Annotated in this window: 19 protein-coding genes and 1 riboswitch; of the genes, 5 read left to right on the top strand and 14 right to left on the bottom strand. The window is 48.0% G+C overall.

Annotated elements, in window-relative coordinates; all coding sequences use genetic code 11:
- Positions 1-42 precede the first annotated feature (42 nt).
- From NSU00_RS02125 to NSU00_RS02110, 4 genes are all read right to left on the bottom strand, one after another.
- A complete protein-coding gene (locus NSU00_RS02125; RefSeq protein ID WP_340702239.1) occupies positions 43-852 on the bottom strand; it encodes a transporter substrate-binding domain-containing protein in 810 nt (269 codons plus the stop codon).
- 671 nt (positions 853-1523) lie between these two features.
- On the bottom strand, positions 1524-2324 hold the full coding sequence (locus NSU00_RS02120; protein WP_412101717.1) for an amino acid ABC transporter ATP-binding protein: 801 nt from the start codon (positions 2322-2324) through the stop codon (positions 1524-1526).
- Positions 2325-2562: 238 nt separating this feature from the next.
- Complete coding sequence (locus NSU00_RS02115) at positions 2563-3588, bottom strand: AI-2E family transporter (RefSeq protein ID WP_340703326.1); 1026 nt, start codon at positions 3586-3588, stop codon at positions 2563-2565.
- Between the two features lie 512 nt (positions 3589-4100).
- Entirely contained in the window at positions 4101-4286 is a 186-nt protein-coding gene (locus tag NSU00_RS02110; RefSeq protein WP_013858271.1) for a twin-arginine translocase TatA/TatE family subunit, read from the bottom strand.
- A gap of 175 nt (positions 4287-4461) precedes the next feature.
- Between NSU00_RS02110 and NSU00_RS02105 the strand changes: the two genes are divergently transcribed.
- Entirely contained in the window at positions 4462-5298 is an 837-nt protein-coding gene (locus tag NSU00_RS02105) for an undecaprenyl-diphosphate phosphatase (RefSeq protein WP_340703325.1), read from the top strand.
- Positions 5299-5775: 477 nt separating this feature from the next.
- Here the strand turns inward: NSU00_RS02105 and NSU00_RS02100 are convergent, their stop codons facing one another.
- From NSU00_RS02100 to NSU00_RS02080, 5 genes are all read right to left on the bottom strand, one after another.
- Positions 5776-7596: an APC family permease gene (locus NSU00_RS02100; protein ID WP_340703324.1), complete on the bottom strand. Its 1821-nt coding sequence runs from the start codon at positions 7594-7596 to the stop codon at positions 5776-5778.
- Positions 7597-7705: 109 nt separating this feature from the next.
- A riboswitch (cyclic di-AMP (ydaO/yuaA leader) is annotated at positions 7706-7854 on the bottom strand.
- 1290 nt (positions 7855-9144) lie between these two features.
- Positions 9145-10527, bottom strand: coding sequence for a glycine--tRNA ligase (locus tag NSU00_RS02095; protein WP_340703157.1), 1383 nt, complete (start codon positions 10525-10527; stop codon positions 9145-9147).
- Between the two features lie 243 nt (positions 10528-10770).
- Positions 10771-10986: a hypothetical protein gene (locus tag NSU00_RS02090; RefSeq protein WP_153013178.1), complete on the bottom strand. Its 216-nt coding sequence runs from the start codon at positions 10984-10986 to the stop codon at positions 10771-10773.
- Between the two features lie 15 nt (positions 10987-11001).
- Positions 11002-12024 carry an HD-GYP domain-containing protein gene (locus NSU00_RS02085; protein ID WP_340702236.1) on the bottom strand — a complete coding sequence of 341 codons (1023 nt, stop codon included), beginning with the start codon at positions 12022-12024 and terminating at the stop codon, positions 11002-11004.
- 130 nt (positions 12025-12154) lie between these two features.
- Complete coding sequence (locus NSU00_RS02080) at positions 12155-12631, bottom strand: hypothetical protein (RefSeq protein ID WP_340703323.1); 477 nt, start codon at positions 12629-12631, stop codon at positions 12155-12157.
- Positions 12632-12771: 140 nt separating this feature from the next.
- Here NSU00_RS02080 and NSU00_RS02075 point away from each other — a divergent pair, with 140 nt between their 5' ends.
- From NSU00_RS02075 to ric, 3 genes are all read left to right on the top strand, one after another.
- Positions 12772-13890: an NADH-dependent flavin oxidoreductase gene (locus tag NSU00_RS02075; RefSeq protein ID WP_061566201.1), complete on the top strand. Its 1119-nt coding sequence runs from the start codon at positions 12772-12774 to the stop codon at positions 13888-13890.
- Between the two features lie 315 nt (positions 13891-14205).
- On the top strand, positions 14206-14742 hold the full coding sequence (locus NSU00_RS02070) for a YceI family protein (protein ID WP_133536621.1): 537 nt from the start codon (positions 14206-14208) through the stop codon (positions 14740-14742).
- Positions 14743-14938: 196 nt separating this feature from the next.
- On the top strand, positions 14939-15643 hold the full coding sequence (gene ric, locus NSU00_RS02065) for an iron-sulfur cluster repair di-iron protein (RefSeq protein WP_327077098.1): 705 nt from the start codon (positions 14939-14941) through the stop codon (positions 15641-15643).
- A gap of 502 nt (positions 15644-16145) precedes the next feature.
- Here ric and NSU00_RS02060 read toward each other — a convergent pair.
- Complete coding sequence (locus NSU00_RS02060) at positions 16146-16826, bottom strand: Crp/Fnr family transcriptional regulator (RefSeq protein ID WP_061574842.1); 681 nt, start codon at positions 16824-16826, stop codon at positions 16146-16148.
- Positions 16827-17030: 204 nt separating this feature from the next.
- Here NSU00_RS02060 and NSU00_RS02055 point away from each other — a divergent pair, with 204 nt between their 5' ends.
- Positions 17031-17171 (top strand): ribbon-helix-helix protein, CopG family, encoded by a 141-nt coding sequence (locus tag NSU00_RS02055; RefSeq protein ID WP_003352379.1) that lies wholly within the window; start codon positions 17031-17033, stop codon positions 17169-17171.
- A gap of 137 nt (positions 17172-17308) precedes the next feature.
- Here the strand turns inward: NSU00_RS02055 and dctA are convergent, their stop codons facing one another.
- The 4 genes from dctA to NSU00_RS02035 form a co-directional block, all read right to left on the bottom strand.
- On the bottom strand, positions 17309-18577 hold the full coding sequence (gene dctA / locus NSU00_RS02050) for a C4-dicarboxylate transporter DctA (RefSeq protein WP_041818673.1): 1269 nt from the start codon (positions 18575-18577) through the stop codon (positions 17309-17311).
- Positions 18578-18832: 255 nt separating this feature from the next.
- Positions 18833-20461 (bottom strand): glycerol-3-phosphate dehydrogenase/oxidase, encoded by a 1629-nt coding sequence (locus NSU00_RS02045; protein WP_340703322.1) that lies wholly within the window; start codon positions 20459-20461, stop codon positions 18833-18835.
- Between the two features lie 758 nt (positions 20462-21219).
- Entirely contained in the window at positions 21220-22710 is a 1491-nt protein-coding gene (glpK, locus tag NSU00_RS02040; protein WP_340703321.1) for a glycerol kinase GlpK, read from the bottom strand.
- 12 nt (positions 22711-22722) lie between these two features.
- The gene (locus NSU00_RS02035; RefSeq protein ID WP_340703320.1) at positions 22723-23523 is read right to left on the bottom strand and encodes an MIP/aquaporin family protein; all 801 of its coding nucleotides are present in this window, start codon (positions 23521-23523) and stop codon (positions 22723-22725) included.
- Between the last annotated feature and the right edge of the window lie 203 nt (positions 23524-23726).

The raw sequence follows: 23726 nt of genomic DNA, 5'->3' as shown, positions 1-23726 counted from the left end.
AATCAGGAGAAAGGGATGGGCGATTTTGCCCACCCCTTATCCTTATTCTTTGATCCATTTGTTTTTGATTTTGTCGTATTCCCCGCTGTCTTTCAGTTCTTTCAAAGCTTTGTTGACGGCTTTTACGAGTTTCGTATTGCCTTTTTTCATCGCGATGCCATACGGTTCATTTGTGAATGTCCCGCCAACGACTTGATAGTTCGGATCCTGGGCAGCCATGCCGTAAAGGATCGAGTTGTCGGTTGTCAGCGCATCCCCTTTGCCGGATTTCAAAGCCGTGAACGCCTCCTGATAGTTTTCATACTCGAGCACAGTTGTATCCGGTGCGGCTTTCTTGACGTTGTCCCCGGAAGTTGCACCTTTTACTGTCAATACTTTTGTGCCTTTTGTCAAATCTTTGACGCTTTTAATCTTGCTGCCTTTTTTCACAAGGAGCGACTGTCCGGCATCAAAGTAAACATCCGAGAAGTCCACCACTTTTTTCCGGTCCGGCGTGATCGTCATGGTCGCGACAACCATGTCAACATCGCCGTTTTGCAGCATCGGAATCCGGGTTTTCGATGTAACTTCTTTCAGTTCGACTTTGACTTTGTCACCGAAAATTTTCTTGGAAATTGCTTTTGCGATGTCTACATCAAAGCCTTCCACTTTTCCGGTTTTCGGGTCTTTGTAGCCAAATAGATATGTATCATATTTGACTCCGACGACCAATTTCCCTCTGTCTTCGATTTTTTTGATCGGATCATCGCTTGCAGAGCCGCCTGTCGTTTTTGATTTGCCACAGCCTGCGACCAGTGCTGCTGCCAAAATGAAAACCAATCCTGCTGCTAACCATTTTTTGACCTTTCCCATTTGAATCCCCCTTTTTTATTTATGGTCACCGCGAAAGCAAGCGCTTTGCGGAAGTCCCCAATGATAAATGTTTTATGCTAGTGCTGCTTTGAGTAGCACGGTATTCCCGCGGGCCGGCACCTACCATTCCTTGGCTTATGGCCATGATTGCGCACCATCCCCGGATATGAATGTATATGCAGATGCAAATGGTTTATGACTGCGACTGGAACCGGCTTTCCGGGCGATTGACGGCCACCTTACGTGTACCCGATAGCCGCGGATCGTTTGCTTTCGATTTTTGGCATCCTGACCCGCGTGGTACAGGTTATTTGGCCACCATTCGTAACCGGCTTTCCGGCGATTGATGCCGCCATGTATGGACCTGATAACCGCGTATGGTTTGCACCCGATTTTGACATCCTGCCCGGGCGTGATGCAGGGTGTTTGGCCGCCACGAGAAACCGGCTTTCCGGCGATTGACAGCCGCCATGCATGGACCAATAGCTGCACATGGTTTTCACCCGATTTTTGGCATCCTGCCCGGGCGTGGCGCAGGATGTTTGGCTGCCATTCGTAACCGGCATCCCAGCGATTGATGCCGCCATGCATGGACCCGATTGTCGCACATGGTTTGCACCCGATTTTTAGCATCCTGCGCGGATACAAATATTTTGCCCGTGGCCTCATGATTAATGGTTCAGTACACGGTTTAAGAAGGTGCGGGCGCGTTCTTCACGCGGGTTTTTGAAAAAGGCTTCCGGTGTATTGTCCTCGATGATCCTCCCCTGGTCCATAAAAATAACGCGGTCTGCCACTTCGCGGGCAAAGCCCATTTCGTGCGTGACGACTACCATGGTCATGCCGTCTTTTGCGAGTGCTTTCATAACGTCGAGCACTTCTCCGATCATCTCGGGGTCCAGGGCGGAGGTCGGTTCGTCAAACAGCATGATGTCCGGCTCCATTGCCAGCCCCCTGGCAATGGCGACACGTTGCTGCTGGCCGCCTGACAACTGTGACGGGTAGGCGTTTGCTTTATCCGGAATACCTACCCTTTCCAGGTAGTGCATCGCCTTTTTTTCCGCTTCTTCCTTGCTTTGGCCCAGCACTTTGATCGGCGCCAGCGTGATATTTTGCAAAACGGTTTTATGCGGATACAAATTGAAGTGCTGGAAGACCATGCCGATATTTTTGCGAAGGTCGTTGATATCGGTTTTTTTATCATTGACTTTCATATTGCGGACGAAGAGTTCGCCGTCCGTGATTTCTTCCAGGCGGTTGATGCAGCGGAGCATTGTGCTCTTCCCTGATCCGGAAGGGCCGATCACAACGACGACTTCCCCTTCTTTTACTTCAAGGTTAATATCTTTTAAAACGTGAAAATCACCATAGTATTTGTTGACATGACGGAATGAAATCACATCTTCACCTCCCGGCTGCTCATCTTTTTGGTGTGCGCTTCCAGAATTTAGAAACCTTCCATTACTCCCTATTTTAGAGTATATCAATCTATTCAGATAACATCAATATTTTTATTGGAGGCATTTTTCTGTTTTTTGAAATGGATTTTTGGGTGAGGTATTTTTTAAAAATATTAAAAATCTCAGAAATCCCTTTAGAAGAAGCCTATAAAATTTCCCGTGAAGAAAGCAGCCTGTTTCATTTTTTCACTAAAAAAGCCGTTCCAAAATGCTTACCCATTTTGGAACGGCTGGCGCACATTTGTACACATTATGTTTTTTTCTTTGGCTCCGCGCTTTGCCCGGTAACTTCAAGGACATCAAGGAAGAACATTACAATTGGAATACCAAGAATGAGCCCCCACACGCCGAAAAAATGCTCACAAAAAATTAAAATGAGAAAAGTGTAAAAAACAGGCATATTCGTTTTTGAGGACATCAGCTGCGGATTCAGCACATAGGCTTCCACTGCATGCACGATGACAATCAAAATGAGGACATACAGCACTTTCATTCCGCCGCCGATGCTGTAAGCGATGATACATAGCGGAATGAGCGAGATGAAAACGCCGGCAACCGGGATAAGGCCGAGCGCAAAAATGAGAATGGCAAGCCCGAATAACTGCGGGAAGCCGAGAATCCAGAGGCCGATCGTGGTAAGCACAGAATTAACAAAGGCGATGATGAACTGGGCCTCGATCACTTTCCCGAATGTCCCTACAAATTTGACACCGAAATATTCGATTTCATCGTAAAACGCTGCAAGTTTGCTTGTTTTAAACTGTTTTGTAAAACGGATGATCCGCTCTTTTTCAAGCAGGAAAAACAAACTCAGGATAATGGCCATGAAGACCTGGATGCTGACTTTGCTGATGCTTGTAAAATAATCGAACAGGATAGAAACGCCTTTTTGTGCGTAGTCGACAATTTTCTTTTCCTGGATGTTTTTCACAATATAATTCAGTACTTCATTGTGCTGAGGTTTCGTGTAAAAATCGGAAATCTGCATAACAAGCTGGGTAATTTCATTGACCAGGATCGGAAAATATTTGATCACGCCGAGTGTGAGGCCGCCGAGAATCAAAATATACACGATTAAAACAGCCAGTCTGCGTTTGATCGGAAACCATCTTGTCACAATTTTTTGCAGTCTGTTGACAAGATAGGAAAAAATAAAGGTGAGCAGCATCAGGTCCATCATGCTACGCAGAAAATACAGGATAAGTGTGATCAGCACAAAAATAAGGACCCTTCTTACCCCCCGTTTTTGAAATAACGAAAACAGCCGGTCTTCCATCGTATTGTTATTGCCCCCTCCGGATTCAAAGGAACCATTTTTCTGTTTACCCTTATCTTAACACATTTATAGCCGGTTTAAGTAATTTAGCTGGCGGGGAATTTGTGAAATTTTTTCCTGCCATAAAAGGAATCCATCTTACAGATGAATGCGGCCCCGGGGAGCCCCCGCTTCCAGCACGATCCGTCCCCAGGGGCAGGGGGAGGGCAGCGGATTTTTACGCGACGGCCCATTGAAGGTGTCAGGGCGGACGTTTTTCACTGTTTTACTGTGAAAAGCATTTGATGATGGCAGCACGGATGAAAAACGGGCCGCTGCATTTTTCGCAGGGATCAGGCATCTTTTGCAACACTGGCAATGAGATGAAAAATAGTATGCTGGCCGTATTTTTACACGTGGCCCGTTGAAGGTGTCAGGGGCGGATGTTTTTCGCTGTTTTACCGTGAAAAGCGTTTGGAAAATGGCGGGGGGAATGCAAAAAACGGGCCGCTGTGTTTTACAGCGGCTTATGGTTATGATTTGCTTTTTTTCACTTGTGGCTTTTCTTCTTCATCAATGGCGTCGCGCACGCCTTTTTTGAATTCGCGCAATGTTTGGCCGGCTGCCCTTCCAAGCTGCGGGAGTTTCGACGGGCCGAAAATTAAAAGTGCAACAACAAGGATAATGAGAATTTCGCCAAAGCTGAGATTTCCAGGCATTTTTTCCCCTCCCCGGGCTTCTTTATCTTTATCTTATAGTGTATTGTAAACATTTTCAACTTATAATCACCGGAATACAGTTTATTTTCAGATTAGGCAAGGCGGGGTTCGTAAAAAAATTTATTCGTTTTGGCCGGCGTCCATGGTAGAATAATGTAGTCTGGAGGTGACGTTTTTGCATTTGTGGAATTTGTTTGTGGCCGCAATTCTCGGTCTTGTGGAGGGGCTGACAGAGTTTGCCCCGGTTTCTTCGACGGGCCATATGATTATTGTGGATGACTTGATTTTGAAATCGAATCATCTTTATGGCACTGAAGCGGCAAATGTATTTAAAGTGGTGATCCAGCTTGGGTCCATTATGGCGATGGTGGTCGTATTCTGGGACAGGTTTTTAAATTTGCTCGGCCTGAAGAAAAATATTACGAGAGAGCAGATGTACGGTGAACGGCTGAAATTGACGCATGTGATTACCGGTCTCGTTCCGGCGGCTGTGCTCGGCTTTTTGTTTGAAGATTATATTGACGCCCATCTGTTTTCGGTGAATACGGTACTTGTTGCCCTTGTGGCCGGGGCCGTTTTGATGATTGTGGCGGATCTCACGCGCCCGCGCCGGCCGAAGACGAAGACGGTCGACCAAATTACATATAGACAGGCGTTTGTGGTTGGGCTTTTTCAATGTCTTGCCCTGTGGCCGGGTTTTTCACGTTCCGGTTCTACGATTTCAGGCGGCGTCCTGCTTGGCATGAGCCACCGTGCTGCAGCGGACTTTACGTTTATTATGGCTGTGCCGATCATGTTTGGCGCGAGCTTTCTTTCGCTTGTAAAGCACTGGGGCGCCGTGACGCCTGAGACGATTCCGTTTTTTATTACCGGATTCATCAGCGCGTTTATTTTCGCCTTAATCGCGATCAAGTTTTTCCTCGCATTGATCAACAAAGTAAAGCTGATCCCGTTTGCGGTATACCGCATCCTTTTGGCGATCATTTTGCTTCTTTTGATTTGGAACCGATAAGATTTTGGCTGCGCAGCGTTGCGTGGCTTTTTTTTGCGGGGATGGGCCGGGGAGCCGGGCATGCTTTGGCAGAAAGGGACTGTGTGATGATCCGGCTGTGTATCTTGGAAATTGCGCGGCGCTGATTTTCATTCTTCTGCTGGTGCCGCGTTCATTGCGGCATGGGCGTCTAATTGGACGAAGCAGGAATGCGGGGCCTTTGCTTTGTCTATCCTGAAAATATGCGCCGGCTGGTTTTCATTCTTCTGCTGGTGCCGCGTTCATTGCGGCATGGGCGTCTAATTGGGTTTTCCAATTAGACAAAATGGGCGGGCGGGGCCTCTGTTTTGTCTAATTAGGCATTCTAATTAGCAGTACGCAGGGGACAGCTCTTCCTTTTTGTCTGTATTAGACTTCCCATTTAAACATTCCTGGCACGCCCTTGCCCTAAATATTTTCGATGCTGTACGAAAAAAGCTGCCAGATCCGGCAGCTTTTTTACTTTTTAAAATGGTAGGGCATTGTTGCAACGACAACGTCTTTTTCCCATAGAAGGCGCATCCGGATGAGGAGTGCAGACTGGTTGTGCAAAATGTTTTGCCAGCGTTTTTTCGGGATGAATTGCGGAATGAGCACCATGACCTGGTACTCGTTTTCTTTTGCTTTCCGCTGGATAATTTCCAAAAATTTTGCAAGTGGCTGGACAATGCTCCGGTAAGACGAGTGCAGGGTGACAAGGCGGACACCACAACCCCACTCTTTCCACTTTTCTTCCATTTTCTTCTCGTCTTCATGATCAAAAGCGACATAAACGGCAATGACCTGATCCGAGAGCGATTTTGCATAATTAATCGTCCGCTCCACGACCGTTGTAATGCCGGCCACCGGGACAATGATCACATTGGAGTGGATTTCTTCCTGAAACATGCCTTTAATCCGCAGCTGCTCGCCGACCGCCTCGTAATGCCGGTTCACTTTCCGGAAAATATACATGACAATCGGCAGGAAGATCAAAACCGGCCATACTTGCGTAAATTTCGTAATGAATAAAATCGCAAGGACACTAAATGTAATAATGGCACCGACAAAGTTGACTGACATTTTGCCGGCCCAGCCCCTCGGCCTTTGAGTAACCCATTTCACAATCATGCCGCATTGCGCAAGCGTAAACGGAATAAACACGCCGACTGCATACAATGGAATGAGGCGCTCGGTATTGCCCTGGAATGCCACAATTAAAATTATGGAAGCAACGCCGAGAAAAATAATGCCGTTTGAGTAACCAAGCCGGTCACCGCGGATCGTGAACATGCGCGGCATAAATTTGTCCCTTGCCAGGTTAAAAGCGAGCTGCGGGAACGCTGAGAACCCGGTGTTCGCAGCAAGCACGAGAATTAAAGTCGTAGTTGCCTGGACGAAATAGTACAAAACACCGTTGCCAAGTGTCCGGTGGGCCATTTGCGATACAACGGTTTCTGTTTCTTTCGGCGCAATGCCGAGCCAGTATGCGAGAAAACTGATGCCCGCTAAAAGCGATGCCAGAATGATACCCATCATGGCAAGCGTGCGGGCTGCGTTTCTCGGTGCCGGGTCGCGGAAGTTCGGGATCGCGTTGGAAATGGCTTCGACCCCTGTCAATGCCGAACAGCCGGATGAGAAAGCTTTTAACAAAAGAAACAGTGAAATGCCGGCGACCGGCGTACCGATATGCGGATGCAGGTTTTGCGGGATTTGCCCCGTTACTGTTTTGAATAAACCGACAACAATGATGACAAACAATGAAAATACGAACAGATAAACCGGGTAAGCGAGCACATTGGCCGATTCCGTCAGCCCGCGCAAATTCAGAATCGTAATGATCAGAACGAGAAAAACCGCAATCTGCACACTGTACGGATGCAAGCTCTGAAACGCGGAAGTAATGGCATCTGTTCCGGCTGAGACGGAAACGGCCACCGTTAAAATGTAGTCCACCAGCAAAGATCCGCCCGCAAGAAGGCCAGGGGTGACGCCGAGATTTTCTTTCGAGACACGGTATGCCCCGCCGCCTTGCGGATAAGAGTAAATGACCTGGCGATAAGATAAAATAAGTGCAGCCAATAAAATTAAAATGCCGACTGTAATTGGAATAGAATACCAAAATGCCAGCGCCCCCACTGTGGCAAGTACAATCAGCACCTGTTCAGGCCCGTACGCAACAGATGAAAGCGCGTCGGATGAAAGAATGGCCAATGCTTTTAACTTGGTCAGCTTCTGCCCTTCAATTTCATTTGAACGAAGCGGTCTCCCAATTAACAATCGTTTTATCGTGGTGAACATTTGAATGGTCTCCTTTTATCTGCAGTGTTTCAAAAATGCTTCCCCTAAAATAAGAAAAACCACAAAGAGAATTCATCTTCCCTGTGGTCTATTGCCCGATCACAGTTTCACATCCTCTATTATAACGCTGACGGGGTTAGCTGTCGGGTTCGGGCATAAGAGTGGCCCTGCCTTTTAAAAAAAGGCTTCACCCCAGAGCGGCGCGCGGCCGCCAACCTGGTTCCCCCGTTCCGTTTCCGGATTAAGCGGTTCAGTTATGAAACGCAAATTTTACATACGACATCCTATCTTACTCCCGTTGCCATTGTTTGTAAAGACTATTTCGCAATTGCGTTTCGGTATGTCCATCTTTACCCGCCATATCCCCGGGCAAACTGTCTTTATTCACAGTACCTAATTTTCGATCATGCTTCTTTTGTAGAATATCCGAATGTGCCTAAAGCACGCAAAAAGCAAGGTTTTTCGGCAAATCCGGAGTAAAGAGATAAACAGAGTTAGGAAGGTAAAACCTGAGGATGAAAAGATGACCTCTTGGGGCAGGCGGATCAATTGGAAACATAAGACCAAAAGAGGCGCGAACCCGGTGGAATTGTCTAATTAGGAGCTCCATTCGGGCCCGAAATGTCCTTTTGAACCTGTCAAAAGGACAAAACGTGCCGCATCCGGGAATGAAATGTCCTTTTGAACCTGTCAAAAGGACAAAAGGAATTGCATCCGGGCCCAAAATGTCCTTTTGAAGCCGTCAAAAAGACAAAACGAGCTGCATCAGGTAACGAAATGTCCTTTTGAACCTGTCAAAAGGACAAAAGGAGTTGCATCCGGGCCCGAAATGTCCTTTTGAAGCCGTCAAAAAGACAAAACGAGCTGCATCCGGGCCCGAAATGTCCTTTTGAACCTGTCAAAAGGACAAAACATGCCGCATCCGGGAATGAAATGTCCCTTTGAACCTGTCAAAAGGACAAAACACGCCGCATCCGGGAATGAAATGTCCCTTTGAACCTGTCAAAAGGACAAAAGGAGCTCCATTCGGGCCCGAAATGTCCTTTTGAAGCCGTCAAAAAGACAAAACGAGCGGCATCAGGTAACGAAATGTCCTTTTGATCCTGTCAAAAGGACAAAACATGCCGCATCCGGGAATGAAATGTCCCTTTGAACCTGTCAAAAGGACAAAAGGAGTTGCATTCGGGCCCGAAATGTCCTTTTGAAGCCGTCAAAAAGACAAAACGAGCTGCATCCGGGCCCGAAATGTCCTTTTGAACCTGTCAAAAGGACAAAACATGCCGCATCCGGGAATGAAATGTCCCTTTGAACCTGTCAAAAGGACAAAACACGCCGCATCCAATTAGACAAATTAGGCGAAAACCCGTTGAAAATGTCTAGTTAGGCGTTCTAATTGGACAAATCCAAGCGTAAAACCCGTTAAAAATGTCTAATTATGGTCTAATTAGGCGTTCCAAACGCCAAAATCCATTACGATCAGGATAGATTTGCTTATGGCTGACCTGGCGCACCACCAAAGAAAAAAACCCGCAAGCTGCGGGCTTTTTTTTAAAACTTAATTTTTTCTTCCAAAAAGGCTTTAAGTTCCGTGATTGGCACACGGGTTTGCTCCATTGTGTCACGGTCGCGGACGGTCACCATATGGTCGTCGCGCGAATCGAAGTCGTATGTGATGCAAAACGGCGTGCCGATTTCGTCCTGGCGGCGGTATCGCTTGCCGATCGACCCGGTTTCGTCAAAGTCAACCATAAACGTTTTCGACAAATCCGCAAAAATGTCGCGTGCTTCATCCGATAATTTTTTCGACAGCGGCAAAACCGCGGCTTTGTATGGCGCAAGGGCAGGGTGCAGGTGCATGACCGTGCGGCTTGTGCCGTCTTCAAGTGTCTCTTCTGCATAAGAGTCAATCAGAAATGCCAGCGCTACACGGTCCGCCCCGAGCGACGGCTCAATGCAGTACGGAACAAAGCGTTCATTCGTTTCCTGGTCAAGATAAGTGAAATCCTCGCCGGAATATTCCATATGGCGTTTCAGGTCGTAATCAGTACGGGAGGCTATGCCCCACAGTTCGCCCCAGCCGAACGGGAAGTTGTATTCAAAGTCGGTGGTCGCGTTCGAGTAGTGGGATAGTTCTTCTTTTTCATGGTCGCGCAGCCGCAAGTTTTCTTCCCTCATGCCGAGATTCAGCAAAAATTCGCGCGCATACTGTTTCCAGTAGTCAAACCATTTGAGCTCTTCGCCCGGCCTGCAGAAAAATTCAAGTTCCATCTGCTCGAATTCGCGCGTACGGAAAATGAAGTTCCCCGGGGTGATTTCGTTCCGGAAACTTTTTCCGATTTGGGCAATCCCGAACGGCAATTTTTTACGCATTGTCCGTTGTACATTTTTAAAATTGACAAAAATGCCTTGTGCGGTTTCCGGGCGCAAATACAGTTCATTCGTGCTGTCTTCGGTTACGCCCTGGTATGTTTTGAACATCAGATTAAACTGGCGGATGCCGGTCCAGTCTTTGCTGCCGCAATCCGGGCAGGCGATGTCATGCGTTTTGATCAGCTCTTCCATTTTTTCAAACGGCAGGCCGTCGACAATCATGTCGATCCCTTTTTCATGCAGGGCATTTTCGATCAGCTTGTCGGCACGGTGCCGGGCTTTACAATGTTTGCAGTCGATCATCGGGTCATTAAAATTGCCGAGGTGGCCGCTTGCTTCCCATGTGCGCGGGTTCATCAGGATCGCAGCATCGAGGCCGACATTGTACGGCGACTCCTGGATGAATTTTTTCCACCAGGCTTTTTTGACGTTGTTTTTGAATTCGACGCCGAGCGGGCCGTAATCCCAAGTGTTGGCAAGTCCTCCGTAAATTTCCGAACCCGGGAAAATAAACCCGCGGTGTTTCGCGTGCGAGACGATTTGATCCATCGTGACGCTCATTGTCATCTCTCCTTTTTTCATTGAAATGGTTTCCCCTGGGGACGGGAATGTTTTCCATATAAAAAGCTCCCGGCTCCAGGCAACAGCCTGGGGACGAGAGCTTGAATTCCCGCGGTTCCACCCCAGTTGATGCAGAATTTCCGCACCCACTTTCCATGAAAAAACTCCGGACTGCCGTTTCACCGGGTTCCTTGCCGGGCTTCCACCGCCCCCGGCTCGCTTGAAAAGGAAAAGTTCCGGCTACTATTGATCCTTCATCGTCGCTATTTGAATAGAAATACTATACCAAAACCGGGCAGGACAAGTCAATGCCCGGCTTGCTTTGGAATGAATATCTGCCATACTTTGCAAACCTTCTATTTTTGTTGAAATATCCGGGCGGCCGTACTGCTCCTGTCCGCCTTTCCGGCCCCAAAAAGGCACGCTTTGTCTTTCAAGTCGTTTTTTTTTACATTTCATACAAAAGATCCCCGGTTAATAGGGATTAGCAATTTGAAACAAGGTCAGCTTTTGTTCCATCAGGTTTAAAACCGGGTAACCTTCAACTTTAAGGACAGGCTGATTTGGATGAAGCGGATGGATCCGGATAATGCTCCCTTTTATCCCGTTACGGAGTGTAATCGGTTGTTTCCGGTAATTTTCCATCAGGAAGTTGGCAAACGGGAGGACAATTTCCCGATCGAGCCGGCCGGCATCAGCATCTGCCATTAATTCGTCAATCGCAAAAAACACCGGCTGCCTCCTGCGGTATGCGCGGTTGGAGCAAATGGCGTCAAACGTATCTGCCACCGATAAAATTCCGACAAGAAAAGGAATGGTTTTCCTGCCATCCGGGTAGCCTGAGCCGTCCAGCCGTTCATGGTGCATCAGGACCCCTTTTAAAATCATCGGGTCAAGCGATGTTTTCTCAAGCAGCCGGTAACCCGCTTCCGGATGCTTCTTGATCAAGGCAAACTCTTCGTCTGTTAGCCTTCCCGGTTTATTGAGAATTTGCGGGTCAATGGTGAACTTGCCAATATCGTGGAAAAGCCCCATTTGCGCCAGCAGGCTTTGCTTTTCAGGATGCAGCTTCAAAATTTTCCCGATATTGGCAGCGATCAGCCCGACATGGATACAGTGTTTGAACAAATATTCGTCAGCGGAGAAATGCTCCATTAGTTCCAAAATAGACGTCCGGGTGGCAAACACTTCTTTGTAAAGCTTGCGAAAATTTCTTTCCATACTCTCCACTTCTGCATCATAAAGGGTTGTTTTCATTTGAATGACGCGCTGGAGCTCTTCCATTTCATGGTAAATATTCTCATATAATAAGTCATGGAAGATCCCGGGAACTTCGGTGGCAATACGCCTGCCGTCCAGTTCCGGATCGCGGATGACTTCATATTTATTTAAAATGGCAGCAAGCCTTTCTGTAAGAAACGTCCCTTTTCGCAGCAACAGGACGCCGCTATTGGAATACAAATCTTCTGCTAACTTTTCCCTTTTTCGAAACACCATTGAAAATGCTCCCCTTGAACGTACTTTTTTTACATTTTAACACAGGAAATGTTCGTGAGAGGAAGCCTTTCCGATTTTTCTTAAAAAGTTCATTTATGTTCCGCTGCCTGCCGTATCCCATTGCAAGCCATCAGTTTTCCGCCGTGGTTTCCTGTTTCAGAAAACGGATAACTTCCGCATAGTTTCCCGTAACGAGCGCCGGGTTTTGCAACGATTCCTCTATTCTTTTTGTATCATCCGTTTCGACGAGAACAAATCCGGGAAACGCCTGCAGCTGGATCAACGGATTGATGCGGCGGATATCTTCATATTGATAATGTAGCTCCAAGGAGACATGATCCATTTCAAGAAACGGCACATGCTCTTCTTCATACCACTCTTCATCTGTCACAACGATCAAAGTATAATAGCGCTGGTTTTCCGCTGCCCGTGAATGGCCTTTTTCACTGATGATCCGGTCAACGCAAATCAGGCCGCCCATTATGATGAACGCAAATACAGCGTACAGCCATAAATGGGACAACAACAGCAATACCGCTGTAATCAACGAAAGGACACTCAACCTTTTTGCCACCATTTGAAGCAGTAAAAGGACATCACTCATCATTCACGTCTCCCAATTCATGATGTAAAAAATACTTTCCTATATGATATGCCTGCATGGTTGAATCGGTGCTTTTCGTTTTCGTTTTTTTGCAAATTGGAACATAATAAAAAAGCGAAAGCAAACAGGAAAGGAGCACTACCATGAGCAAATACGATAAACTGTTTGAACCCATTACGTTTAAAAGCGGCGTCAGGGCGGAAAACCGCATCGTGATGGCGCCGATGACCCATTATTCCTCGAATGATGACGGCACGATTTCCGATGCTGAGCTGCGTTATTACGCGGAACGTGCCAAAGGGCCGGGGATGGTCGTGACGGCATGTGCCAATGTTACGGAAAACGGAAAAGCGTTTACCGGGCAACCCGGCGTGCATACAGATGAAATGGTTGAGAGCATGAAAAAACTGGCACAAACGATTCAGCAAAACGGCGCAAAAGCGGTTGTGCAAATCCACCATGGCGGCCGCGAATGCCCGGCTGAACTCGTGCCCGGCGGGGATGTTGTGAGCGCGAGTGAAACAGATTCGTCAGACGGCAGCGTCCATGCGCGCGCGTTGACAGGAGAAGAAACCGCTGAAATTGTGAAAGCATTCGGCGAAGCAACACGCCGCGTGATCGAAGCCGGTTTTGACGGCGTTGAAATTCACGGTGCAAACGGTTATCTGATTCAGCAATTTTTCTCCCCGTATACGAACCGGCGTGAAGACGAGTGGGGCGGCAGCCTGGAAAAACGGCTTGCATTCCCACTTGCTGTCGTTGATGCTGTGAAAAAAGCGGTGGCGGAATATGCAGACCGGCCGTTTTTAGTCGGATACCGCTTGTCCCCGGAAGAACCGTACGAACCGGGAATTACGATGGATGACACGTTCGCGCTGTTGGATGCGCTGATGGAAAAAGAGCTCGACTACGTGCATATTTCCCTGCAGCATTTCTGGTCTAAAGCCCGCCGCGGCGGTGAACCCGGCCGTCCGCGCATGGAACAGATCGTGGAACATACTGCAGGCCGCGTGCCTTTGATCGGCGTCGGTTCCCTGCACACAGGAGACGAGGTTTTGAAAGCAATGGAAACCGGCGTGCCACTTATTGCCCTCGGCCGTGAGCTTGTCATGGAACCGCATTGGGTGGAAAAAATCAAAGCCGGACAAAAGGATGCGATTCAAACCGCGTTACAAAAAGACGACCGCGAACGGCTCGTTATTCCGGAACCGCTGTGGAAGATGATCATCTCAATTCCGGGCTGGTTCCCGTTTGCAGAGTGACATCTGCCTGCTGCACGGCATTGCTCCGCCTGCCGAATCTGGCCTAAGGCTTTAGCAGCTTAGTTTGGCACACATTGCTGCGGGCTTTAGCAGCTTAGTTTGGCACACATTGCTGCGGGCTTTAGCAGCTTTTGCGCAACTTACGGCATGCCCGGATTGGTTCCCGCAAACACCGTTAACATGCAGGTTTCTGCCTGCTGCTGATTCAGAAAACCGACCCACTTTAAAAAATAGGTTCGGTTTTCTTGACTTTTTTCACTTACAATATTAAACTAAGTTACGAAAAGTAAGTTTTAAAAACAGGAGGAATTCATGATGGCAAAAACAAAATGGGCAGTTGACTATGCACACAGCACCATTGATTTTACAGTAAAACATATGATGATTTCAAAAGTAAAAGGGTCTTTTCAAAATTTTGAAGTCGAACTCGAAGCCGATCCCCAGGATTTAACGGATGCAAACATTTCTTTTATTATTGATGCCAGCAGCATTAGCACGAAAAATGATGACCGCGATAATCATCTTCGTTCTGCAGATTTCTTAGATGTCGAACAATATCCGAAAATTACATTTGTCTCCAAGTCGGTTACAAAGGCAGGAAACAATGAATATAACGTCACCGGTGATTTGACGATCCGTGGCGTGACAAAAGAAGAAACATTTAAAGTCACATTTGAAGGGATTTCGAAAAACCCGATGAGCGGTGCAGAAACCGCCGGCTTTAGTGCAGAAGGGACCGTAAAACGGAGCAACTACGGCCTTACTTGGAATGCAGCCCTTGAAACAGGCGGTGTCCTCGTTGGCGATGAAATCAAATTTACGGTGGAATTAGAAGCAAGCAAAGCAGAATAATTGCGGAAGCGCCAATTTAAATTGGCGCTTTTTTCTTTGGTCAGATCATGCTTCTTATGGCCAAAACATCCCGGATATTTTGGGGGTGCTTTTTTTCTAAATAAGAACTTGTCTCAATTTTTGTGATGTGCATCACAAATAAGCGGGTGCTGATGGTTTATGATGAAGACAGCAATGAAATGGAGGAGTGAATTCGATGGAACGTTTTACAACAAACCAGACTGTCGGGGAAATTGTAACTTTATTTCCAAAAGCGGCGGATCTGTTTAAAGCAAACCGTATCGATTTTTGTTGCGGCGGCAATGTGTCTGTGAAAGAAGCAGCGGAAAAGCGCAACCTGTCAGCAGATGAACTGGTTGATGCCATTTGCAATCTTTATGGCCAATATGCCGGAAAAGCCGTTGGGAAAACTTGGAATGAAGCGGGCTATACGGAAATTGCCAACCACATTCAGGCCACCCACCATGCGTTTTTGCGCGAGGAACTGCCAAACTTGAGCCCGTATGTGACAAAAGTGATGCGCGTCCACGGTGGCAACCACCCGCATCTCATCGAAGTGCATGAACTGTTTAACCAATTAAGAGCAGAACTGCTGGCGCATACTGAAAAAGAAGATGCTGAACAATTTCCGGCCATTCGTGCGTACGAAAGCCATCCATCTGCCGCTAACCTGAAAGCCGCGACAGCCGGTTTGGCCGATCTTGAAACGGAACATGCCGCTGTCGGAGAAATTTTGCACCAGCTCCGCGAAATTACAAATGACTATACATTGCCGGAAGGAGCATGCCGTACATTCCAGCTCGTGTACCAACGCCTTGAAAATTTTGAAAATGATACATTCCAGCACATTCACCTGGAAAATAATATTCTATTCAAGCGGTTGCTCGAAGAAGCCGTTTGACTTTTAAAAGGCTGCCTGAGAGGACAGCCTTTTAAAAAGGGGCGGTTTTGCATTTCATTTTTCTTTTCTAGCCTCGGGGAAGAACAACTCGTTGCGCATTCGTTCCCCTTTTGTCCTTCATTATCTTGATGAAGGACGTTTCACTGCTTACGGGCGTTTCTTTTGTCTTTCATACTTTCGATGAAGGACATTTCGTTGCACAGGTGCCCTTCTTTTGTCTTTCATACCCTCGATGAAAGACGTTTCACTGCTTACGGGCGTTTCTTTTGTCTTTCATCACCCCGATGAAAGACATTTCGCTGCCCTGGCAACCCTCTTTTGTCTTTCATCACCTCGATGAAGGACATTTCGCTGCCTGGGCGACTCTCTTTTGTCTTTCATACCCTCGATGAAGGACATTCCGTTGCACAGGTGCCAGTCTTTTGTCCTTCATCACCCCGGATGAAGGACGTTTTGCTCCCATGTCTTTCTTTGCTTTAATTCTTACCGGCGGGAGAGTTCTTTATACCCCAAGCAGTTCCTCTGTCAGTTTTTCCTGGTGAATGAAGTATGTGCCTTTTTCCTGCGGGAGAATGAGGTTTTTTTCTTTAAGCTGGCGGATCGTGCGGCTGACCGTTTCGCGGGTGACGCCGATCATGTTGGCGAGGTCTGAGTTGTTGAGCGGGGTTTTCACGAGGACCAGCCCGTCTTTTTCCTGAACGCCATGTGTACGGGCGAGGCGCAGAAAAAGTTTGACCACTTGCTCGTAAGCGTTGTTTAAAATCTGGGCTTCGAGGCGGTCCTGCAAGTCAAGGATTTCATCACTCATCACACCGTATAGAGTCATGGTCAGCTGCGGATTGTTGAGCAACACGCTTTCAAAATCAGCAATCCGGATGGCAACGAGATTCGTGTCCACAACCGCCATCGCATTCGCCGGGTAGCTTATTTTCCGGAAAAAACCAACATGCGGGAACATGTCGCCATCGCGAAGCAGTGTGACAACCTGCTCTTTGCCGTTCGCATCGGTGCGGTAAATTTTCACTTCCCCGCTTTCAATAAAATAAACGGCCTCCTGCGGGTCCCCCTGGAAAAAAATATGCGCACCCTTTTCGGCATGCTTTTTAACGGATATTTCTGCGATCACAGCCAGATCCGCATCCCGGAGTCCTTTAAAAAGCGGCATTTTACGCAGGTTTCCCAAAGCGCTCACTCCTTTCCTCATTACGCAGCTGCAGGCGGCCTGCAGGACAAATCCCTTCAACACACTCTATTGTACACAAAAATAAGCACACTGCCCAAAGCCAATGGTGAACTACCCTCCACTTATCAACACTTTGTGCGGAAAAATTTCGTATATATTGATTATATCGTAAAAAATCCGTATAATCAATATGAGGTGATCATCATGAGAGAAGAGAAAGAACGTGTAGAAATTCGTATGCCTAAGACGATATTAGAAAAATTGGAGCAATATCAAAAAGAAAATGGGATTCCAACTAGAACAGCCGCAATCTTAGAATTGTTGAGAAAAGGATTGGAAAAATAACTTTGGCTAAAGCCAACCGAAATTCATCTCCCACCTACTCATTGGTGCTATTCGCACCTTCACATTCCTTGAGGATGGGCGACTTCTTTCGGAAAGCCGTTAAAAAAAGAAGAGGGCCCCAATCGGAGCGCCTCTTATTAAGAAGGAATCGATTCTGTAGGATGGGCAACCGTTTCCGGTGCTTCCTTTTTGTCAAATTCTTTCTCTGTTTTGGAGATGACGACCGTCGCGACGGCATTTCCAATAATGTTTGTGAGCGCGCGCGATTCGGACATGAACCGGTCCACGCCGATCAACAGTGCGATCCCCGCAACCGGGATAACCGGGAACGCAGACAAAGTCGCAGCAAGGGTAATGAAACCGGAACCGGTCACGCCCGCCGCCCCTTTTGATGTCAGCATTAAAATCAGCAGCAGCATGATTTGGTGCCCGATCGTCAGGTGCACATTGTACGCCTGCGCAATGAAAATGGAAGCCATTGACAAGTAGATGGCGGTGCCGTCCAGGTTAAACGAGTAGCCGGTTGGAACGACAAGGCCGACAACGGATTTTGAGCAGCCGAATTTTTCGAGTTTTCTCATCAGGGAAGGCATCGCCGATTCCGATGAAGAAGTCCCGAGCACGAGTAAAAGTTCTTCCTTTATATAAGCGATGAATTTGAAAATATTAAACCCAAACGCTTTCGCAATCCCGCCGAGGACAAGCACGATAAAAATGATCATCGTCAGGTAGACGGATCCCATTAATTCGCCGAGATTGATCAGCGAGCTTGCGCCAAACTGGCCGACTGTATAGGCCATTGCCCCGAATGCAGCGATCGGCGACACTTTCATGACAATGCCGACAATTTTAAAGAAGATTTCCGTTATGTCTTCAAAAAAGCGGATAACCGGTTTTGCCCTCTCCCCGAGGGATGCGGCAGCGACCCCGAACAGTACCGCAAAGAATAATATTGGCAAAAGGTCTCCCTTGACAAAAGCCCCGGCGATGCTTTCCGGAATAATACCGGAAATAAAACCAATAAAACCGTGTTCGTTGTCTTTTGCCTGCGTGACGAATTGTGAAACCTGGCTTGTTTTCGCATGGCTTGTATCAATGCCGTGGCCAGGCTGGATCAAATTAACGATAACCAGACCGATGGCGAGCGCAACCGTGCTGACGACTTCAAAATAGATAAGCGCCTTGCCGCCGATCCGGCCGACTTTTTTCAAATCCCCCATGCCGCCGATCCCGATAATGACCGTAAAGAAGATAATCGGCGGGACGAGCATTTTGATGAGTTTAATAAACCATTGCGCGAGAATATTCAGTTCTGCGCCGAATTTAGGTGAAACAAGCCCTACAATAATCCCCAGAATGATGCCAATCACGACTTGTACTGTAAGATTCCGAAAGTTGATCCTCATTTGCCATCCCCTCTGTTTGCGCTTACATTTTAGTGTCACGAATTATATTTCTATTATAGTACAGGTTTCTCCCGTTTTCACTATTTTTATATTAAAAAAATTTTGCTTTTAAAAAAGCATGGTCTAAACAAAACGCAAAAAGCAGCGGAACAGTGTCCGCTGCTTTTTTCCAGCTGTCTTTGAAAGAATGCTGGGAACGTATACTTCCAATATGAATAGTCGCCACCAGGGTCTGTGCCTTTTTCCGGGACAAGTTTATACTTCCGGTACCGCTTCTCGCAATGCTTCTTCCAATTCTTCCCTGTACGCCTGTTCTGTCTCCGCATCCCAGGAAAATTCGGCGGCCAACCATGTCATGACCGGCTCTTTCCATTTGCGGACCCAGTTGATATCAAAGAAAAGGGCACCGGTACGCCGAATGAAGAAATCGACCGGTTTTACCGCCATTTCTTGTTCCACTGCGTATTTCAATACGGCGTACACTTCCCGCGGCAGCGGATAGTCGTCTTTCCAGCTTTTCGCGTATGCATATACGTGATCCGCGTTCGTGCCATATTTTTCCGCAATCGCCCGGCTTGCTTCAGTAGACAGGCCGCTTGCTTCCCCTTCTTTTGATTTTGCTTTGACAAACGCCGGCAATTTTTCAGAGCCGCCTACGTCACCGCCGGAAATCGGCAAGTGCTTCGTTTGGCACGGCCGGAAATTGCCGCCAAGCCTACGCGCCACAAGATCTACAACCGTTTCCGCCATTTTCCGGTAACCGGTCAGTTTGCCGCCTGCGATTGTCACGAGGCCGCTGTCGGATTCCCAAATTTCATCTTTACGCGAAATTTCGGAGGCGTCTTTTCCTTCTTCGTAAATCAGCGGACGGACGCCGGCCCAGCTTGATTCGACATCATGGGCTGTCACTTTGACTTCCGGAAACATAAAGCGGATCGCTTTCAATAAGTAATCAATATCTTCCGGGAGCGGTTTCGGGTGAATCGGGTCTTTGTCGTAAAATGTATCCGTTGTGCCGACATACGTTTTGCCGCCGCGCGGAATGGCAAACACCATGCGGCCATCCGGCGTATCAAAATACACGGCTTGCCGGAGCGGGAAGATGCTTTGGTCAAACACAATATGCACGCCCTTTGTGAGGCGGAGGCTTTTGCTCCCTTTCCCGTCCTTATTGCGCATTTTATCACTCCACGGACCGGTCGCATTGACGACCATTTTCGCCCGCACGTTTACGGTTTCCCCGCTGATCTGGTCACGAACAGTGGCCCCGCAGATACGGCCGTTTTCATACAAATACTCTTCCGCTTTTGCATAGTTTACAGCCAGCGCCCCATGTGCGACAGCTGCTTTCATGACTTCAATGGTCAGCCGCGCGTCGTCCGTCCGGTATTCGACATAATAACCGCCGCCTTTCAGCCCGTCTTTTTTGATCAGCGGTTCCTTATTTAAGGTTTCCGAAGCCGACAGCATTTTCCGGCGTTCCGTTTTTTTCACGCCAGCTAAAAAGTCGTACAGCCGTAAGCCGATATTCGTTGTAAACGCGCCGAACGTGCCGCCCTTATGGAACGGCAGCAGCATCCATTCCGGTGTTGTCACATGCGGGCCGTTTTCATAAACGATGGCGCGCTCTTTTCCGACTTCAGCCACCATCTTTACTTCAAACTGCTTCAAGTACCGCAGGCCCCCATGGACAAGTTTGGTTGACCGGCTTGACGTGCCCGCCGCGAAATCCTGCATCTCGACAAGCGCTACGGACATGCCGCGCGTTACTGCGTCAAGCGCAATGCCGGCCCCTGTAATGCCGCCGCCGATCACAAGCAGATCGAACGTTTTATTCTTCATGTTTTGTAAAACCGCCCCGCGTTGTTTTCCTGAAAATTCCATTTTTGTCCCCTCCTTCAAAATAAAAAGAGACCTGAACCATGCATTATGGAAAACTCCCATAAAACAAGCCAGGTCTCTCTGCATCTCTTGACATTTTATGAACTTGTTTTTATTATAACAGACCTTCCGCTGATTTTCAGCTGTTATGCACCGGGAAAATGTAGTAATCCTCGTTTCTTGCCGTTGCTCCGTTAGATAAGGCAGCGCATCAAAACATAGAAGGCAATGGCGCCCGAATCATGCGAGGCAACAAAGCAATAGCTGGCCACATCAACTCACAGGTTAAGCTGGTGCAAAACTATTGATTGCCTGCTAGTATTGCGGCTAAAACATAGAGGCAATGGCGCCAGAACGATGAGCGATAACAACGCAATAGCTGGCTACGTAAAAGCTTACGCAAAACTATTAGTTGCCTGCTACAATAGCCGCTACCAAGAATCCAAGGTGTTATTGCCATGGTATCCTGCAAGCTTTTTAAAAGCAGGGGCCGCCTGCAACAGCTATGCTGCACAGGTTAAGCGAGATAAACCGTGTTGCCTACTGCATGCCCGCTTCCGTATGGCTGCCCAGTTCAGTCGCAGGCTAAGCCCGATAAGCCGTGTTGCCTACTACACACCTGGTTCCGTACGGCTACCTAATTTGGTCGCAGGGTAAGCCAGATAAACCACGTTGCCCACTGCATGCCCACTTCCGTATGACTGCCCAGTTCGGTCGCAGGCTAAGCCAGATTACCGCGCTGCCTGCAGCAATCTGCAAATCTATTTAAAGGCAATGGTTGCACGGATTGCTTTTTTCCATCCGTCATATAAGGCTTCACGTTCTTTTTCCGCGAGTGACGGTTCAAATTTGCGTTCCACTTTCCACTGGCGGGCAATTTCTTCACGCGATTCCCAGTAACCGACCGCAAGCCCCGCCAAATATGCGGCGCCGAGTGCAGTGGTCTCGCTCACAACCGGACGTTCAACCGGCACGCCTAACATATCGCTTTGGAACTGCATGAGAAAATTGTTTTTCACTGCGCCGCCGTCCGCACGCAATGTTTTAAGCGGTAATCCGGAATCTGCCTCCATCGCAGCAAGTACATCTTTCGTCTGATAGGCGAGCGATTCAAGCGTGGCCCGGATAAAATGTTCTTTCGTGGTGCCCCGTGTCAGCCCGAACACCGCGCCGCGCACATCGCTTTCCCAGTACGGTGTCCCAAGCCCGACAAATGCCGGCACAACATACACACCATCTGTTGAATCGACCCGCTCTGCATACGATTCACTTTGAGCGCTGTCTTTGATCATGCGCATCCCGTCACGCAGCCATTGAATCGCTGACCCTGCCACAAAGATGCTGCCTTCAAGGGCATACTCGACTTTGCCGTCAATGCCCCATGCAAGTGTCGTCAGCAAGCCATGCTTGGAAGAAACAGCTTTTTCACCGGTATTCATGAGCATAAAGCAACCGGTGCCGTACGTATTTTTCGCCATCCCATCTTCATAGCAGGCCTGCCCGAACAGCGCTGCCTGCTGGTCGCCCGCCACGCCTGCGATCGGAATTTCCTCACCAAAGAAATGGTACGGCGCAGTCCGTGCATAAACATGGGAGGAAGGCTTGACTTCCGGGAGCATCGCAGCAGGAACGTCCAGCATTTCAAGCAGCTCGGGATCCCATTTCAAATCGTAAATATTGTACAAAAGCGTCCGGGACGCGTTCGAATAATCGGTAACATGGGCTTTGCCGCCTGAAAATTTCCAGATCAGCCAAGTGTCGATTGTGCCAAACAGGAGCTCGCCTTTTTCAGCGCGTTCTCTTGCTCCGTCAACATGGTCGAGGATCCATTTGATTTTTGTCCCGCTGAAATACGGATCGATCAGGAGCCCGGTTTTTTCACGGACCATATCAGCATAGCCTTTTTCTTTTAGATCGGCGCAAATATCCGCTGTCTGCCGCGACTGCCAGACAATCGCATTGTAAATCGGATGCCCGGTTTGTTTATCCCAGACGACCGTTGTCTCACGCTGGTTGGTAATCCCAATCGCGGCAATCTGCTTCGGCTCTACATCCGCTTCTGTTAAAACAGTCGTCGTAACTGCGAGCACCGATGCCCACACTTCATTCGCATTATGTTCCACCCAGCCAGGTTTTGGAAAATATTGGTGAAATTCCTGCTGGGCTGTATGCACAATTTCCCCTTTTTGGTTAAAAAGAATAGCTCTTGAACTCGTTGTCCCCTGGTCAATGGATAAAATAAATTTCTCCATCCCGTTTCCTCCTTACGCTCTCTTTTTCTTGTTTTCTATCATCCATACTATCAATAATACAAGTAAACACGTTAGCAAAACACACCAAAACGCGGGCGTCCAATCATTTTTAAACACAGCCCGGTAAAAAACGCCCCCGAGAGAACCCCCGAGCAACGGACCGGCAACCGGCACCCACGCATAACCCCAATTCGAAGGCCCTTTCCCTGCAATCGGGAGCAGAAAATGGGCAATTCTCGGGCCAAGGTCGCGGGCAGGGTTGATCGCATAACCCGTCGTCCCGCCAAGTGAAACCCCGATCGCTACAATCAGCATGCCGACGATGAACGGGTTCAGCCCGTCTGTAAACTTATTTGCCCCGATCGTAAGAACGCCGAGCACAAGAACAAAGGTCCCAATCATTTCACTGATAAGATTCGCAAAATAGTTTGGAATGGCCGGCCCGGTTGAAAATACGCCAAGTTTGACGCCGGGATCGTCCGTCTCCTTCCAGTGCGGCAAAAAATGAAAAAATACGACGGCAGCACCGATCATGGCCCCGACCATTTGCGCCAGAATATATCCGGCCACTTTCGACCATGGAAAATCCCCGTTAAATGCAAGCCCGACTGTAAGCGCAGGATTTAAGTGAGCGCCGCTGTATTTTCCGACTGCATAAGCCGCCATGGCTACGCCAAGCCCCCACCCGAACGAAATGACAATCCAGCCGCTCTGGTAGGCAAATGATTTTTTCAAATTGACATTGGCGCAAACACCGCCGCCAAAAATAATCAGGATGGCTGTGCCAACCAATTCAGCGAAATATGGATTCATACCCCTTCCTCCATTTCCAATGAATTAAAAGCTGATCCGGCAACACTCCGGTCCCTTTCATCAAAAAAGAACAAAAAGACCCACGACGCCCGCAAATTTGTTGCGAATGGAGTGGATCTCTTTGTTCTCCTGCCAAGTTTATTAACTTATGTATGATGATAACGCTTACTTTAAATTTTGTCAATCCATGTTCACAAAAAATA

The organism is Weizmannia sp. FSL W8-0401, from assembly GCF_038009125.1.
GTDB lineage: Bacteria > Bacillota > Bacilli > Bacillales > Bacillaceae_C > Weizmannia > Weizmannia coagulans.
This window is presented reverse-complemented; position numbering and strand designations above follow the sequence as displayed.